Here is a 17,593-nt window from a genome sequence, read left to right as displayed (position 1 = left end):
TGCGTGCGACGGCGATGACGTCGCGTCGGAACTCCTCGGGGAACGGCTTCGGCATGGGGACATCCTTCCATCGTGAGGACGGATCCTCACAGATTGGGTGTCAACCAAACCGGGGGCAGTCCCGTCGGCACCACGCGTCCGTTCGCATCGAAGTAGGTACTCCGTGTGTCGTACCCGTACAGCACCGGGAACTGCGTGCGGTAGATCGTGCACAGCTCATCCGCGGTAACGTCGAGGCTCAGAGCCACGAGAGTGTCAACCTCGATAAACGCACGCCGCCGGTGCTCCGCGATCCGTAGGGGGATTTCAGGGGTCCAGACTGGACCGACCTCACCTATGCGGTGGGCGTTCGCCGCCGGCAATGCCCACTCGTCATCCTGGAAGCCTTCGGAGAAGCACGATGCCCAAAGCTCTGCGTACACATCGGTCAGGCAGTTGAGGCGCAGGGCGCGAAGCGCGAGCTCGGGCATGAGTTCATTCGATTGAAGCCACGGAAGGCGCTCAAACTGTGGGGCCCGGATATCTCCTTTTGGGGCGACACGAGTCAGGAAGTCAAGAATTAGTGAGCCCGCAAGTGCCGCGACCACCGGCAATCGCTCGATCGACTCCAGCATCCCTGCACTGTAGATGCCATCGACATGCGCCGCACGATCCGGGATGATGGCCGAGATCAACGTGCGTTCGCCGGTATTCGCTGCCATCCGACGCCAAGCGAGGCGGTAGTGCTCGCGGGAAGATGCGGACGAATCCGACTCTCCTGACTCGGTCCTCCAGCGTGTATAGGCAGCGTCGTATCTTGCTCGGTCACCGCGGGGCTTGTAGGACGTCACGGGAATCTCGTCCGGCGCAATTGCTTCGAGGTCGGTAGCCGTCCAATCGAGATGGTGAAGCATGGTCGAGTTCGGCCGCTTGTACATGGGTGTCCCGACGTAGAGGTGAGGCCCCTGCAGGATCACCGAATCCCACGGTTTGTACTGCAGTACCGGGATCTTCGCCAGACAGTATCCCCATGACTGTTGATGTGATCCCCGACGAATGGTCCAGCGAAATCGACTCGTGGCGAATCGCCATGCGCGCCATGCGACTGACTCCCCAGACCATAGATCTACGCGCCTACCACGTACGCCGTCTCGCGCGTGCCGCGCTGGCGGACTCCCCCTGGTCTGTTGAGGCCTCCGAGTTGCTCGACTGGGTAGGCCAGCACGACTGGCGTCGCGAGACTGCACGTGCTGTCCGGTCCTCACTTCGCCGGTTCTGGGCCTGGGGAATCGACACGAGTCGGACGACGAAGAACATCGCCGAGATCCTTCCCATGGTCAAGCCCGAACATCCCCGCCCTCGTCCAGCCGAATCGGAAGTCGTATCCAGAGCCATCGGCGCCGCCGATCCACGGGTAGTCCTGATGCTCCGTCTCGCGAACGAACTGGGCATGAGGCGTGGAGAAGTCGCCCAAGTACATCCGGAGAATGACCTCGTCAAGGACGGTATCGGCTGGTCCCTCATCGTGCACGGCAAAGGACAGCGCAAGCGAGTTCTTCCCCTCCCCAACGACCTTGCCGACGCGCTCCACGCAACACCCTCCGGCTACCTCTTTCCCAGTCCCGCCGGTGGACACCTGTCCGCGCATTGGGTCGGCACCTTGGTCTCCCGCGCATTAGCTGACGGCACAACGATGCATCAGCTTCGACACTTGTGCGCCACAGAGATTCACGACCAAACGCATGATGTTCGACTGGTCCAGACGATCCTCGGCCATGCATCGCTCGCCACGACACAACGTTACTTGGCTGTCGATGAGGCGAAGATACGAGATGCACTGGTCACTCGGGCGAAGAACTGGAATCACGGATAGCGGCGCTGCAGTTGGTGACCGATAGGACTCACCCGCCCACGGTCACCAACTGCCGGCGCGGAAGCACTCGTGCTCTACGCACTGAGGTTGCTGCGCTTCGGACCTCACATGGATGGCAGAACCTCTGCCAGGTCACCGGCCAGAAACGACACTGCCACCGCGACCTCGTCGGGATTGCCGACGCCCTCCTCTGCGCGCCCCGCCATCTCCGACCCCAGCGCGCCCGGTCCGGATGCGAACAACTCGCGCAGGTGCGTGACGGCTTCCATCGTTACCGGACCGCTCACCCCATCCGCCAGCAGGCGCGTGAACGAACCTCGTAGCTCTTCGGTCTCGACTGCCCGGAGAATCCGGTAGATGTCGTGTGCATCCTTGTCGTTCAGTCGACTCGGAGTATCGACCCGTTCCCCGAGCTTGTGCAGCTTGGCGACCAGGAGTGCCGCAGGGCTGGCGACGCGCACATTCAACCGTCGCTCATCAGCCGGATCGAGAGCGTCGACCCACGTCGGGGCATTGTCGACAACAGCTGCTTCCAGCCCGCGAGCCCGCCGGGTAGCCCGCCTGTCGTGGGGAGGAATCCTTGCCCCTCGAGCACTTTTCGATCCTGTCCCCGCCAGCGCTTCGGGCACCATCAGATCGACCGGGATTCCGTCGGCGTTGCGCCACGCACCCGGTTGTCCACTGACACGATCGAGGAAGAAGCCCGCCGCCTCCATGGCCTCCTCGACCCTCGGGTCTTCCGACAAGTCCCGAGGATCGAGCGCGAGGTCTGCGTCCTTGGTCGACTCGGCAAGGGCCACAGGTACGCCGCCTGTACGAAGGTAGATCGCCTGCGCCCCGATCACCACTACCGAGTCCCGATGCTCGCCCAAGGCTTCGACCGCATCCAGCAGCGCCGCCCTCGTCCGAACCAGCAAATCTCCGCTACCGTCGGCGCCACTGCGGCTCATTTCGCACCATCCATTCGATGAGTTCTTCGGCCTCAGACGGGCTGCGACCGGGTCCAGTGAGGAGATCGACCGCCACCTGAGCAGGTGCCGCGCAAGTCACGCCCGCATCGTTAGCCAGCGACCGGGCGAAGACGACATCTGTACTCGGTTCCGCCAGAAGCACATTCACACCCGACTCCGTGGCGCGGAGCCCCCACTCCTGAGCGCATCTGGCACTGTCCTCGACGTAGACCATTGCGTTGCGCGGCGGAGCATACTCGGCCCAGGACGCAGCCGCGATCGTACCGGTCACGGCATACTGCGCCGCGGAACCGGCAGCTCTCTCCAGCAGCGTTGGCAATCCTCGAGGCGCAATCCAGCGAGTGACGACGCTGCTGCGCACGAACCCGTAGTCCGCACTCCACCGTCTCAGCAACTCACTCCAGCGCGGGACGACAAGCCCCCCGGTATCGGTTCGGACGATCAGCTCCTCATCCGCCAGGAACTCCGCCACCCGGTAGGTCGACCCGGTAGACGAACCCGATTCTCGGATCAGGTCCCTGATCGTCCACTCACGGTCGACGTCGATCAGCGCCCGGACCACCTTTGCAGCCGGGGCCCCCTTCAAGGTTCCCCGCGGACGCCCGGGTCCACGCCAAGGATCTCGATCTGCGCCGCTACCCAACATGAACAGGCCCGGCACATCGACGTCCACCCGAACGTTCCCCGTGGCATCGACGTACGAAATGCCGGCATCCTGGAGACGTTCACGCACCGGCGGCGACAGGTACTTCGCGACCACCACACCGTGGGCGCCGGATCGCCCGCCGATGACACTGCCTAGCTGCTCCCGCACCGTCGGAACGTCGCGGCTCTCGACGCTACGTTTGATCTCCAGAACAAAGTCCACCGCACGCCCGTCCGGCGCAGCCACGCGCACCACCGCATCGAGACCAGCATCCGAAGCCGCAGAGACTGGGCCGACCTCCCACCGAGATGGCAAGTGGTCGGTCAGCACCGACACACCGGCACGCAGGATCTCGGCCCCGTTCCGAGGTTCAGTGCTCGTACCCATCCCTTCACCCTCTCCACGTTCAGGAAACAGGATAACTCCACTGGCAGTGGAATCGTCTAATTATCTGAACATCACAGGAGGGTGTGTCGTCCGGCCGCCAATCGCCCTCTTCTCGTCGTCGGGCAAGATTCGACGGAACACCGAGTGCAGGATCGGAAGGCGGATACACATCGTGGGGGCACTACTACCGACCCTTCAGGCCAACCACCTACGCGAGGGCCTGACCGACTACCTCGCGACCACGTTCGCCCTCACCGATCCCGATGCGCAGGGCGCCCTGTCGGACTTCGTCGGCCACCCCGACACCGGCATGTTCAAGGGCCCCTACGTGCGCCTGCGCCTGCCGTTCGCGCCGGCCGGTGGCAACTGGGGCATGCACCTGGACTGGCGGCCAACGGGATTCGCCCCCTACGGCCACCAGGCCGCCGCCTTCGAGCGTCTGTCGTCGAAGTTCCACGACCGCCCGCAGCCGACGCTCGTCACCACCGGCACCGGCTCCGGTAAGACCGAGGCGTTCCTCTACCCGATCCTCGACCACGTCCTGCGTGCCAAGGCCGCCGGCGTCACCGGGATGAAGGCACTCATCCTCTACCCGATGAACGCGCTCGCCAACGATCAGGCAGAACGCCTCGCCCGGCTCATCACCGAGCACCCCGAACTCTCCGGCGTCACCGCCGGCCTCTACACCGGTGAACAGTCCACCGGCGGGCGCACCAAAGTCACCGAGGACGGCCTCATCACCGACCGCTCGTTGATGCACGCCGCCCCACCGGACATCCTGCTCACCAACTACAAAATGCTCGACCACCTGCTGCTGCACCCCGACCGCTCCGACATCTGGCGCCTCTCCGCCGACTCGCTGCAGTACGTCGTCCTCGACGAATTCCACACCTACGACGGCGCCCAAGGCACCGACGTCGCCATGCTGCTCCGCCGCCTCGGCCTCACCGTCAAAGCCCACTGGACCGACACCACGGACGCCACCGACGACCGTGCCCGCCCCCTCGGCCGCATCACCCCCGTCGCCACCTCCGCCACCCTCGGCTCCAAAGCCGAACCCACCGCGATGCTCGGCTTCGCGCACACCGTCTTCGGCGAACAATTCGACACCGACGCCGTCATCGGCGAAACCCGCCTCACCCCCGCCGCCTGGCTCGCCGACCGGGACACCGCCCTCGACCACCTCTACCGGCCCGCCGCACCGTCCATCGTCGATGCCACTGCCCGCCTCGACGAACTCATGTCCGGCTCCCCCGGCAACGCCGCACTCACCACGGCCGTGCTCACCGAACTGTTCGAGCGGGAAGAAATATTCGAACGCGCCGACCTGTTCGGCACCGCAGACGACTTCGACACCGACCGACGCCTCACCCCCTCCGACCTGCGACACCTCACCCCCGTCGAACAACTCCACCTCCTCAAACGACACCCACTGCTGCGTCGCCTCCTCGACCACGCCGTCGACGCGACCTCCCTCGCCGATCTCGCCGACCGACTGTTCGACTCCCCCACCTCCGGCCGCGGCACCCGCCGCGTCCCCGCCGCGCAGCAGCGCTTCCTCGACTACCTGTTCGCCGCGCTCTCCCACCTGCGCGCCGAGATCGGCCGGGCCGCACTCAATGTCGATGTACACCTGTGGATTCGGGAACTCTCCCGCATCGACCGGGCCGTCGCCGGAGGCACCACCTACCGGTGGTCCGACGACGGCGTCGACGAAGACGGCGACGTCATGCATCTGCCCGCCCTGTACTGCCGGCATTGCGGCCGCTCCGGATGGGGTGCCCGTCTCGCCCCCACCGGCCACGCCCTCGACGTCACCGACGACTCCATCCGCGCCGACCACGCCGCCGGCGCCAACCGCTTCCGCGCCATGATCTCCGCACCCGCCGAAGCGGCACTCGCCGCCACCGGCGGCGACGAGGTGGAGGGGCTGCGCTGGTTCCGCATCGACGACCGCGAAATCGTCGACACCCCACCCGATCCCGACAGCACCGACGAGCTCGAGGGCAAGATCCTGCCCATCCTCGTCCTCACCGGCACCGAGGTGGAGGAGAACTCCAAGAACGACATGTGCCCCGCCTGCGGTGCCGCCGACGGCATCCGTTTCCTCGGCAGCGCCGTCGCCACCCAACTCTCGGTGACCCTGTCCAACCTCTTCGGTGACGCCCGCCTCGACTCCGACGAGAAGAAGGCGCTGATGTTCACCGACAGCGTGCAGGACGCCGCGCACCGCGCCGGCTTCGTCCAGGCCCGCTCCCACACCCTCAGCCTGCGCTCCACACTGCGCAGCGCCATCGGCGAGTCGACGCTCACCCTGCCGGAGCTGCGCGACGCCGTCATCGCCCGCGCCGGCGACGACCCGTCCCGCCGCTACCACCTGCTCGCCCCCGACATCGTCGACCACGACGACTTCACCCCGTTCTGGCAGCACGATGCAAGCGCCGCGGCCCGCAAGAAGGCCACCGCGAAGGTGCTGCGCCGCCTCGAATTCGACATCGACCTCGAGTTCGGGTTGCAGTCCCGCCTCGGCCGCACCCTCGAACTCACCGGCAGCGCCGTCGCCGAGGTTGACCTCGGTGGACCGGAGCGTCCCGTCCGGCTCGGCCGCGCCGCCCTCAACAGCGCCGAACACCAGCTGTCCCTCACCCCGCCCGATCCCGCCGCCGTCACCCGGTGGGTGCGCGGCACCGTCGAACGCGTCCGCACCCGCGGCGCCGTCGGCCACCCGTGGCTGCGCAAGTACATCGACAAGGACGCGAACCGGCGCTGGGTGTGGGGGGCCCGCCCCAAGGGTGAGGGCATGCCCGCCTTCCCGAAGGGCCGGCCCGCACCCGCGTTCCCCGCCGTCGGATCCCGCTCCGTCCCCGAGGGATTCGATGCGATCACCGCATCCTCCTCCTGGTATGCCCGGTGGGCGTCGCAGTGCCTGAACGTCTCCCCGTTCGACGGCAGCTTCCTGGCCCGCTCCCTGTTCTCCGTGCTTGCCGAACAGCGGGTGCTCACCGCCGACCTCACCGAGTCCGGGCTCACCGCCTACGGACTCCCCGCGGCGTCCGTCGTCGTCTCCGCCCCCACCGACGACGACCTCTCCGACGGCCGGCACCTGCTGGTGTGCAGCATCTGCCAGACCCCCACCCCCGGCAGTGTCACCGTCGTCGACCAACTCGACGGCGCCCCCTGCCTCCTGGTCCGCTGCCCCGGCACCCTCACCCGCGCCCCCAAGACGCAGAACTTCTACCGGCGCCTCTACGACACCGCCGAAATGAAGCGTGTCGTCGCCCGCGAACACACCTCGCTGCTGCCGACGGCGACCCGACTCGGCTACGAGACCGCGTTCAAACGCGGCGGCGCCGACCCGCAGGCCCCCAACGTCCTCGTCGCCACCCCCACCCTCGAGATGGGCATCGACATCGGCGACCTGTCCACCGTCATGCTCGGGTCGCTCCCGCGCACCGTCTCCTCGTACCTGCAGCGGGTCGGCCGTGCGGGACGATTGACCGGCAACTCGCTGGTGCTCGCGTTCGTCCGCGGCCGCGGCGAACACCTGCCCAAGCTGTACGACCCGACGTCGGTGATCCAGGGCGACGTCCGCCCGCCCGCCACCTTCCTCACCGCCGAGGAGATCCTGCAGCGCCAGTACGTGGCGCACGTGATCGACCGGCTCGCCCGCGACCCCGGCACCGTCGCGCCCCGCGGCGCCCGCGCCGTCCTCGGCAGCTTCGACACGGGCAGCTGGATGGCCGGTCTGCTCACGGCCGTCGCCACCGATGCCGACCGGCTCGTCGACGGATTCCTCGCCCAGTTCGACGACGTCCTCGACGAGCCGACGCGGGAATCGTTGTGCACCTGGGCTGTCGGATATCCGGACGTCGGCCCGAGTGGTCTCGTCGCCGACCTGCAGGAAGCCGTGCACCGCTGGAACCGGGACCTCACCGAACTCACCGCCCGTAAGGCCGCCGTCGAGGCGGAGATGCCGGAGTTCGAGCGGCGCGCGTCGTCGCCGGCCGCCACCGACGACGACCTGCGCGACCTGCGCACCGCCAAGGGCTCGCTGCGGCTGCTCGGCGGGCAGATCCACGACCTCACCGACGACTACTGGATTTCCGTCCTCGAACGCTACGGCGTGCTGCCCAACTACACGCTGCTCGACGACTCCGTCACCCTCGACGTCGGTGTCACCTGGATCGACCCCGACACCAACCAGTACATGGGTGAGGCCACCAGCTACCAGCGCGGCTCCCGCGTCGCCCTCACCGAACTCGCCCCCGGCGCCACCTTCTACGCGCAGGGCCTGGCCGCGAAGATCGACGCCGTCGACCTCGGCGCCGGCGAATCCAACATCCACACGTGGCGGCTGTGCCCGCAGTGCGGGTGGGCCAGCATCACCCTCGCCGGCGAGGAAGCCCCGACCGTCACCGTGTGCCCGCGCTGCGAGTCCGGCGGCATCGCCGACGTCAGTCAGCAACTCCAGGTCGTCGAGATGGCACGCGTGTCCGCGGAAGTACGCCGCGACGAGGCCTCCATCAACGACTCCCGCGACGAACGACACAAGGAATCGTTCACCGTCGTCACCGCCGCCGACATCGACCCCGTCAACGTCGACCGGTCCTGGTCCGTCGACGACCTCGAGTTCGGCGCGGAATACCTGCGCCGCATGGACGTCCGCTGGCTCAACATGGGTCGACGTACCTCCCAGGGCCGTACCCGCACCATCGCCGGCCAGGACACCACCACCGGACTGTTCCGGGTGTGCGCGTCGTGCGGGCAGCTCGACAAGAACGCCGGCCGCAACAGCCGCTACGAGCACCGCAGCTGGTGCCGGCACCGCAATTCCGCGACGGAACACGTCCGCGAGATCGCCCTCGCCCGCACCCTCCGCACCCAAGGCGTGCTGCTGCACCTGCCGCGCGCGCTCGAGTACGACATGTTCGCGCACCCCAGCCTGTCCGCCGCGATCCTGCTCGGGCTGCGGCAGGTGATCGGCGGCTCCCCCGAACACCTCGACGTCGCCACCATCACCGACGCGCTGCACGCCCCCAACCAGCGGGCACTGCTCATCCACGACACCGTGCCCGGCGGCACCGGCTATCTCGCCGAATTCGCCGACCCGGCCAAGGTGTGGGCGGTACTCGACGCCGCCCGCACCGTCGTGAAGGACTGCGACTGCGCCGACCACGACCGGCTCGCCTGCCACAAATGCCTGCTGCCGTTCGCGCCGCCACACGAACTGGACAAGGTGTCCCGCAAGACCGCGCTGCGGGTGCTCGACCAGCTGCTCGGTGTGGACGGCGACGAGCCGGCCCTCGAGGCGTGGCTGGGCAAAGTCACCGAGGGGAAGCGACGCAAGCGCACCGGCAGCGAGGAGTCACCGCTGGAGAAGGAGTTCTACGTCGCGTTCGTCGAACGGCTGCGCACCATGGGTGCCACCGTGAAGGAAACGCCCGGCACCTACGGGCCGTCCGCGACGATCACACTGCCCGGCAAGAAGATCCGCACCTGGAAACTCACCCCGCAGGTGCACATGGCCAACTCCAAACCCGACTTCGAACTCGCCACCAGCGACCCGGACATCCCCCGCATCGCGATCTTCGCGGACGGCCGCGCCTTCCACGCGGGGCCCGGTGACCGCAACCGGGTCGCCGACGACGCCGCCAAGCGGGCGATCCTGCGCGGCAGCGGGCACCTGGTGTGGTCGTTCGGGCACGAGGATCTGCAGCGGTTCAAGGCCGGTGACACCGCGGTGCCGTCGTGGCACACCGACAAGTCGGCGTCGGCGGCGATGGCAGCCGGGAACCTACGCCCCGCCCTCGTCAAACTGTTGACCGCCGACCCGATCACCGCGCTGCTCGCCTTCCTCACCGACCCCGACGTCGACGCGTGGGAAGCGGTGGGACGCTGGCTGCCGATGGTGTTCGTGCGCAGCGACAACCGACGCCAGGGCGCAGGAAGCACCCTCGGCGACGCAGCCCGCGCCCTGCTCGACACCCACCCCGCGATCTTCGGGGACGGCGGCGACATGTGCTGGTCCTATGTCGACGGACTCCTCGCCGTCACCGCCGCCATGCAACCCGGGAGCCGCACCATCACCACCGTCCTCGCCCTCGACGACCGGGACGACCGCCTCGAGATCCACGACGGACGCGCCTGGAAGGAATGGCTGAGGCTGTCGAACTGGCTGGGACTCAGCGACCGTCACCGCGTCACCACCATGAGCCTGCTCGACGCCGACGCCAGAGTGCCTGCCGCCGCGCCGATCCCGAATCCCGTCGAACTGTCCGCCGCATGGCAGGACGTGTACGACAGTGCCGTCTCCGACGCCGAGAAGGCGCTCGTGCTGGCCCTCGCCGACGCCGGCATCGACCTGCCGACACCGACACTCGGCTACGAAACCGACGACGGCGACGTCCTCGACCTCGCCTGGGCCGACCTCCGCGTCGGAGTGGTGACCGAAGACGAATCAGAGCTGACCAATACGATGTCCGAGTTGGGGTGGACGATGTGCCCACCCGACGCGGGGCAGATCGTGGAAGCGTTGAAGAAGAACGGGGTGGTGTAGGTGGCGATCCAGGTTCAGGGGAAGGGGTAGTCAGTGCAGGGCGGTATCAGGCGAATCACGGAGCTGTTCGACGGCAACAGCAAGCACTTGCTGATTCCCGTGTACCAGCGCAACTACGACTGGAAGCTCAAGCACTGCGCCCGACTGTTCGACGATCTGGTCGACATCGTCCACCAGGACCGCGAGACGCACTTCTTCGGCGCGATCGTGGGCCACTCCGAGACCTCCTTCACGTATGTCGTGATCGACGGCCAGCAGCGGTTGACCACCACCAGCCTGCTGATGCTGGCACTGGTCCACTCGCTCGAAGACGGCACGGTCACGTCCAAAGACTCCAACTTGGCTGTGACGATCCGTGCGGGATACCTCGTCCTCACGTCCCAGCACAACGCGATCAAGTTCAAGCTCAAACCGGTCAAGAACGACAACGACGCCTACAGCCGCCTGCTGCGCGGAGACACCCCGATCGAATCGTCCACCGTCACCGCCAACTACCGGTACTTCCGCGACCGGATCGCCGGGGGCGAACTCGACGGTGACCAGATCTGGAAGGCCATCTTCCGCCTCCAGGTGATGGCATTGGACCTGGAGAAGCAGGACGACCCCCAGCGGATCTTCGAAAGCATCAACTCCACCGGCCTCGAACTCAGCGAAGCCGACAAGATCCGCAACGTGGTGTTGATGCACCAGCCGAGCCACGAGCAAGAGGACCTGTACGAGAACTACTGGAACCGCATCGAGCAGGCCGTCGACTACCGCACCGACTGGTTCATCCGGTTCTATCTGGTCTCGAAGACCGGCAAGACGCCCCGGCAGGACGCCGTGTACGAGGCGTTCCGCGAGTACCAGAAGAACGCCAAGTCGAGCACCCGCGACATTCTCGCGGAGATGCGCGACTACGCCGAGTACAGCCGCCAACTCAACGCCGCCGGCACCGGCATCGCCGCCGCGGACAAACGGCTGCGGCGCTTCAACATGGTCAAGCACGACGTGACGCTGCCGTTGACCATGCCCCTGCTCGGCGAGGTGAAGGCCGGAACGGTGTCGGCAGAAGACTTCACCGAGGTCGTCGGGATTCTCGACACCTACCTGTTCCGGCGATTCATCTGTGGCGTTCCCACCAACGCCCTCAACAAGATCTTCGCGACCCTGTATTCCGAGGTTCATCGTCTCCGCGGCGTGGGCGACCGATTCTCCGATGTGCTGGCGTATTCGCTGCGCCGACGCACCACGTCGAGCCGGTTCCCCACCGACAGCGAATTCAAGGAGTCCTTCGCCACCCGCAACCTGTACAACATCAAGGGCGAGAACCGCAGCAGCTACCTGTTCGAGTGCCTCGAGAACAACTGGTCCAACGACACCCACGACATCGCTCAGGCACTCGAGAGCCAGTCGATCAGTATCGAGCACATCATGCCGCAGACGCTGACCTCGGCGTGGCGACAGGACCTCGGCCCCGACGCCGAAGAGATCCACGCGACCTGGTGTAACCGCATCGGCAACCTGACCGTGACCGGCTACAACTCCAGCTACTCCAACTCGACCTTCGCTGACAAGAAGAAGCGCGACAACGGCTTCGACGCCTCGCCCTATCGACTCAACGCCCTGCTGAAGAGTTCCGACGTGTGGACGGTGACGCAGCTCGAGGAACGAACCCAGGCGCTGACCGCCGTCGCGCTGAAGTACTGGCCGCTTCCCTCCACCGACTTCGAACCGTACGTTCCACCGCTGCCGTCCGTGCCGATGGGTGACGACGAGTCGTTCACGAACCGCACCATCGTCTCGTTCGAATGCGGTGGCACCCGCAAGACAGTCGCAAGCTGGAAGGTCGCCTACGTCGAGGTGGTCCGCCTTCTCGTCGACGAACGCCGCGAGGAAGTCTTCGCCTACGCCGCCGAGTCGAACGATCTTACGGTAGTGGATGATTCATACGAGATACCCTCCTGGGAATCCCAGGTGGTTCCGGGACTTACTCTGATGACCGCGAACTCGACCCGCGCGAAACTGGCGGGCCTGCGGAAGCTGTTCAACCATCTCGACATCGACACCGACGATCTGGTATTCACGCTCCGCAACACCGAGACTGCCGAGTTCGAAGAGACCGTGGACGAACCCGGCCCGTTTGCAGAGCTGACGAAGTTCCTTCCCCGCATGGAAGAACTCTCGTCGGCCGCCACCACCGTGGAGGACACTCGTGACCTCCGCGACGAGTTCACCCAGGCGTTCATCGGGTTCACCGTCGCAAACCCCCAGACCGCTCTTCCAGGAAAGAATCTGCCCGACCTGGAGACCGCCGGCTTCATCGAGAAAGCAACGGCCGACGACATTCTCGCGGGACTGAGCATGATGTTTCAGGTCGAGGGCATGATGCCCCAGTTCCACCGCCTGATCGCCTCGGGAACCGTCGTGCGATGGCTGACGGTGCTGGCGTCGAACGGGCTGGAGTTCACCGACCGTCACCGCGCCACCACCCCGGCCGACGAGCCGAGCACCGCCGCGCTCGCCCCACGGTGGCAGGGCCTGGTCGATGCCACCGTCTCCGACGCGGAGAAGGAACTTGTTGTCTCCCTTGCCGAATCCAGCATCGACCTGCCGGTACCGGCACTCGGCTACGAGACCGACGACGGTGATGTCCTGGACCTCGCCTGGCCCGACATCCGCGTCGGAGTGATCACCGGAGACCGGTCGGAGCTGAGCCACACGATGTCCGAGTTGGGGTGGACGATGTGCCCACCGGACGCGGGGCAGATCGTGGAAGCGCTGAAGAAGAACGGGGTGGCGTAGATGGCGAATATCGTCCTGGCATCGAACAACAAGTCGATGCCCAAACTCGACGGCTCGATCAAGGACAAGGTGTGGGAGTTCCTCGGGAAGCTGTCCGAGGACCACGCCCTGCCCGGCCTCCACATCGAACCGATCAAGGGTGCCGTCGACAAGAAGGTCCGCACCGGCCGAGTCAATCTGCACTACCGGGCGATCCTGTTCAAGGTCGACGACAAGCTCGGCGACGACCCCACCTTCATCTACATGGGCACCTGGCCGCACGACGAGGCGAACAAGCTCGCCGAGCGGTCACAGCTTCGGGTCAACCCGATCAACGGTGTCCTCGAAGGCATCATCGGGGAACTCGACGGCACCGACGACCGTAAGAAGCGCGTCGTCGTCCCCGACCACAGCGGTGACCTCGACCGGGCACTCAAGGCCGTACCCGGCTATCTCGCCGGACTCGGGTTCACGCTCGACGATCTCACCGAGCGGATCGGCATCGATGGTGCCATCGCGGCCGAGACCCTCACCGCCCTCGACGAGGACGCTCTCGTCGAGATCGCCGCACGTGCCGTCACCTGGCAGGGCAGCGCCCTCCTCGACCTCGCGACCGGCGCATCCATCGACGACATCCGGGAGAAGTACAGCTTCACCGACACCCCCGTCGACCCGTCCCTCGACGAGACCGAGCGGATCTTCAAGGCCCTCGAGCAGCCCGCGTCGAAGATGCAGTTCGCGTTCATCGAGGACAACGTCGAGCTGCGTCGCGTCATCGAGAGCGGCGACTTCGCGGCTTGGCGGACGTTCCTGCATCCCGAGCAGCAGACCTACGTGGAGAAGAGCTACAACGGTGCATTCCGTCTCTCGGGTGGCGCCGGCACCGGCAAGACCGTCGTCGCAATCCACCGAGCCCGCAATCTTGCCCGCGCGAATCCGGATGCCCGGATCGTTCTGACCACCTACAACAAGACACTCGCCCAGACGCTCGCGTCGGACCTGCTGCTACTCGACCCCCAGCTGCGGATCGCCGAGAAGCCCGGTGAGCCGGGCGTGTACGTCGGCGGCATCGACGCCCTCGGCTACGCGGTACTGCGTCAGGCCACCAATCTGGCAGAGGCCGCCCAGTCGGTACTCGGCTACGCCAGCCTCGACTCGATCAACTCGCGTACCCGCTCGTCGGCGTGGCGTGACGTGATCGCCGAGGTATCGGCCGGGCTGGACGCCAACCTTGCAACACCGGGTTTCCTCGAAAACGAGTACGTCGCCGTGATTCTCGCGAACCGGGTGACGACGTTGGAGCAGTACGTCAAGGTGGCCCGCCCCGGTCGCGGCGTGCGGCTGAGCCGGCCACAGCGAATCGCCGTGTGGAAGCTCGTCGAGGCCTACCGTCGGCGGAGCCGCATGGACGGAACCCTCAGCTACGCCGAGGTTCTCGCCCTCGCCGCCGAATCGCTGCGGTTGCACGCCGAGGCCGGCGAGACTCATCTGGTCGATCACGTGATCGTCGACGAGGCCCAGGATCTGCACGCCACCCACTGGGCGTTGCTGCGGGACCTGGTGGCCGAGGGGCCGAACGACCTGTTCATCTCCGAGGACTCGCATCAGCGGATCTACGGGCAGCCCGTCGTCCTGGGCCGGCTCGGCATCAAGATCGTCGGACGGTCCCGGCGACTCACCCTGAACTACCGCACCACCGCCCAGAACCTGCACTTCGCGATCAGCATCCTCAGCGGAGCCGACTACAAGGACCTCGAGCAGGACGACGAAACGACCGCCGGCTACCGGTCGGCGCGCACCGGTCCGGCACCAGAGTTGGTGGAATGCGATTCCGCAGCAGACGAACTCGACAAGGTTGCGACGCGGGTGAAGTCCTGGATCGGTGAGGGCATCGAACCGTCCTCGATCGCGGTACTCGCCCGCTCGGAGACAGTGCGTGACCAGTTCGTGCGCGCACTCGGTGAACGCGGCGTCACGGCCCGGGCACTCGAGAACAAGCCCATCTCCGGCGACTACGTGCAGGTCCTCACCATGCACCGCTCCAAAGGCATGGAATTCTCCCGCGTCGTCCTCGCCAGCGTCGACGACGCCCACGTTCCCTCATCTGCCTCGTTGAAGTCGGTGCCCGACGAGGAACAGACCGAAGCTCTCCTGCGTGAACGATCCCTGCTCTACGTCGCCGCCAGCCGGGCACGCGACGAACTGGTCGTCACGTGGAGCGGGAAGCGGTCGGAGTTGTTGGGGAGCTCCACCGAGTAATCCGAACGGGGGAAACATGGCTCAGACACGACGCACCGGCGTGTTCCTGCACACCGGTAACCCGATCTCGAAGGCGCGCACTCCTTTCACCGGTGGTCGTGATGTGAAGGGCTCCGGCGTGTGGGACTCCGACGGCAAGCGGGAATCGGGTCCGAAACCTCCGAAAGCGAAGGCCGGCAAGGGGAGCGTCAAGAAACCGAAGCCGCGGGCCGTGTGTGCGTGGTGCGGCAACGCTGCGAAGAAGCCTCCGCAAGGAACCAAGGCCCGGTGCGGTCGATGCAAGCGCCTCGACGAGGTGATCGCCGCAGCAGCCCGGTACATCGGAGCGAACGGCCTGCGGCCTCTGGGAGCCTCGCTCGATTCGGACTCCGCGGGCGAGGCGCGTCACAGGGAAGCCGCCGCTGCTGCACAACGCACGTTGAACTCGGTGAGGAAGGTCCCGTCCGGACAGCAAACCGATCCTCACCACCCCAAGGCGTCACCTCCGCCGGTGAAATCGGCGGCTTCACCCGCTCCGACGAAGGTTGTGAAGAAACGCAAACCAAAGAAGGCCAAGACGCCCCACCTACCCGAACCGGACCACAACGACCTCGAGGCCATCAACCGTAAGCTCGCAGAGCTACACATACGTGTCGAGGCGCAGCAACGACACGGTGCAGCCGACACCGGAGCTGGGCGCGCTCGACTCGGAAAGCTGCAGGCTCATCGCAGACGACTCGCCACCAGAGCGGCAGCCCTCAGGGCCGAGCGCGGTCGCCTCAACTAGTATTCTGAGTCAGGAATTCTATTCAGATATGAGGCGAGGCGGTCGAGGATCTCGTCGGCGGACTTGGTCCACACGTAGGGCTTGGGATCGGTGTTCCACTGGGCGATCCATGTCCGAATGTCCTTCTCCAGGGCGGGAACCGACTTGTGCACGCCGCGGCGGATCTGCTTGTTGGTCAGTTCGGCGAACCACCTCTCGACCAGGTTCAGCCAGGACGACCCGGTCGGGGTGAAGTGCATGTGGAACCGCGGGTGCGCCAGAAGCCAGGTCTTGATCGCCGGTGTCTTGTGGGTGGCGTAGTTGTCCAGCACGAGGTGGACCTCGAGGTCGTCCGGGGTCTGCTTGTCGAGGGTGACCAGGAACTTCTTGAACTCCTCTGCGCGGTGGCGGCGGTGCAGCGATCCGATCACCTTCCCCGAGGCCACCTCGAGGGCCGCGAACAACGTCGTGGTGCCGGCACGCACGTAGTCGTGGGTGACCCGCTGGGGCACTCCGGGCATCATTGGCAGCACGGGTTGAGACCGGTCCAGCGCCTGGATCTGGGACTTCTCGTCGACACAGAACACCAGTGCCCGCTCCGGTGGATCGAGGTAGAGGCCGACGACGTCGTGAACCTTGTCGACGAAGAACGGATCCGTCGACAGCTTGAATCCCTCGGTGCGGTGGGGCTGTAACCCGAATGCCCGCCAGATCCGTGAGACCGTCGACTGGGACAGACCCGTCTGCTGGGCCATCGAACGGGTCGACCAGTGCGTTGCGTCCTTCGGGGTGGTTTCGAGCGTCCGGGTCACCAGGTCGGCGACCTGAGTGTCGGTTACGGACCGCGGACCGCCCGACCGGGGCATGTCCCCGAGACCGGAAATCCGGTGCTCGAGGAAGCGAGATCGCCACCGCCCCACCGCATGTGGCGTCGTCCCCAGATCGGCGGCGACGTCCTTGTTCGACGCGCCGCCGGCGCACGCCAGGATGATCCGACACCGCAACGCCCAGGACTGCGGCGTCGATTGCCGCCGCACCCAACCCTCCAACGAGGCACGTTCGTCATCGGACAATGTCAGTTCGGCCTTCGATCGTCCGGTGCGAGCCATTCATCGATTCTCGCATATATGAATGGAACTCACGACTCAGAACACTAGGGCGTGTCTGGTAAATGCTCGCGGCCGGATACGCGACACTCACTGAGTGTTGCGTGCCGATGAGATCTCCGACGACCTGTGGACCGTGATCGTCCCCGTCTTTCCGACACCGTCGGGAAGACGGGGACGCCCCTCAGGGGCCCGGCAAAGTCGCATAACCCCATGTCAGGCGGCATGAAGTAGATCGATCGGTCGGTGTGGATCACGGCCGTGGTGGCGTAGCGCGCCGGCGATGTTGGTGTGGCCGGCGAGCCGCA

General features: G+C 66.2%; 9 protein-coding genes. 5 read left to right on the top strand and 4 right to left on the bottom strand.

Translation table 11 applies throughout. From position 1 onward, the window contains the following. Window positions 1-86: 86 nt before the first annotated feature. Window positions 87-956, bottom strand: a complete 870-nt coding sequence (locus tag E0497_RS19640; RefSeq protein ID WP_137726487.1) for a hypothetical protein — start codon at window positions 954-956, stop codon at window positions 87-89. A gap of 53 nt (window positions 957-1,009) precedes the next feature. Between E0497_RS19640 and E0497_RS19635 the strand changes: the two genes are divergently transcribed. Then, complete coding sequence (locus E0497_RS19635) at window positions 1,010-1,852, top strand: tyrosine-type recombinase/integrase (RefSeq protein WP_137726486.1); 843 nt, start codon at window positions 1,010-1,012, stop codon at window positions 1,850-1,852. Between the two features lie 104 nt (window positions 1,853-1,956). On the opposite strand, the gene E0497_RS19630 is transcribed toward E0497_RS19635, so the two are convergent. Together E0497_RS19630 and E0497_RS19625 are read right to left on the bottom strand one after the other, a co-directional pair. Then, the gene (locus tag E0497_RS19630; RefSeq protein ID WP_137726485.1) at window positions 1,957-2,802 is read right to left on the bottom strand and encodes a GSU2403 family nucleotidyltransferase fold protein; all 846 of its coding nucleotides are present in this window, start codon (window positions 2,800-2,802) and stop codon (window positions 1,957-1,959) included. Further along, a complete protein-coding gene (locus E0497_RS19625; RefSeq protein WP_137726484.1) occupies window positions 2,777-3,856 on the bottom strand; it encodes a type IV toxin-antitoxin system AbiEi family antitoxin in 1,080 nt (359 codons plus the stop codon). The genes E0497_RS19630 and E0497_RS19625 overlap by 26 nt, the downstream gene beginning before the upstream one ends. Before the next feature lie 172 nt (window positions 3,857-4,028). Between E0497_RS19625 and E0497_RS19620 the strand changes: the two genes are divergently transcribed. The 4 genes from E0497_RS19620 to E0497_RS19605 are packed head-to-tail and all read left to right on the top strand — an operon-like array spanning window position 4,029 to window position 16,200. After that, on the top strand, window positions 4,029-10,412 hold the full coding sequence (locus E0497_RS19620; protein WP_137726483.1) for a DEAD/DEAH box helicase: 6,384 nt from the start codon (window positions 4,029-4,031) through the stop codon (window positions 10,410-10,412). A 33-nt stretch (window positions 10,413-10,445) separates the two neighbouring features. Next, window positions 10,446-13,196, top strand: coding sequence for a DUF262 domain-containing protein (locus E0497_RS19615; protein WP_137726482.1), 2,751 nt, complete (start codon window positions 10,446-10,448; stop codon window positions 13,194-13,196). Continuing rightward, on the top strand, window positions 13,197-15,434 hold the full coding sequence (locus E0497_RS19610) for a 3'-5' exonuclease (protein WP_137726481.1): 2,238 nt from the start codon (window positions 13,197-13,199) through the stop codon (window positions 15,432-15,434). Between the two features lie 16 nt (window positions 15,435-15,450). Next, entirely contained in the window at window positions 15,451-16,200 is a 750-nt protein-coding gene (locus tag E0497_RS19605) for a hypothetical protein (protein WP_137726480.1), read from the top strand. Here the strand turns inward: E0497_RS19605 and E0497_RS19600 are convergent. Beyond that, window positions 16,197-17,288 (bottom strand): IS630 family transposase, encoded by a 1,092-nt coding sequence (locus E0497_RS19600; RefSeq protein WP_137726479.1) that lies wholly within the window; start codon window positions 17,286-17,288, stop codon window positions 16,197-16,199. The two genes, E0497_RS19605 and E0497_RS19600, sit on opposite strands and share 4 nt — an antisense overlap. Window positions 17,289-17,593: the final 305 nt, after the last annotated feature.

It is taken from the genome of Prescottella subtropica (assembly GCF_005434945.1).
Lineage (GTDB): Bacteria > Actinomycetota > Actinomycetes > Mycobacteriales > Mycobacteriaceae > Prescottella > Prescottella subtropica.
This window is presented reverse-complemented; position numbering and strand designations above follow the sequence as displayed.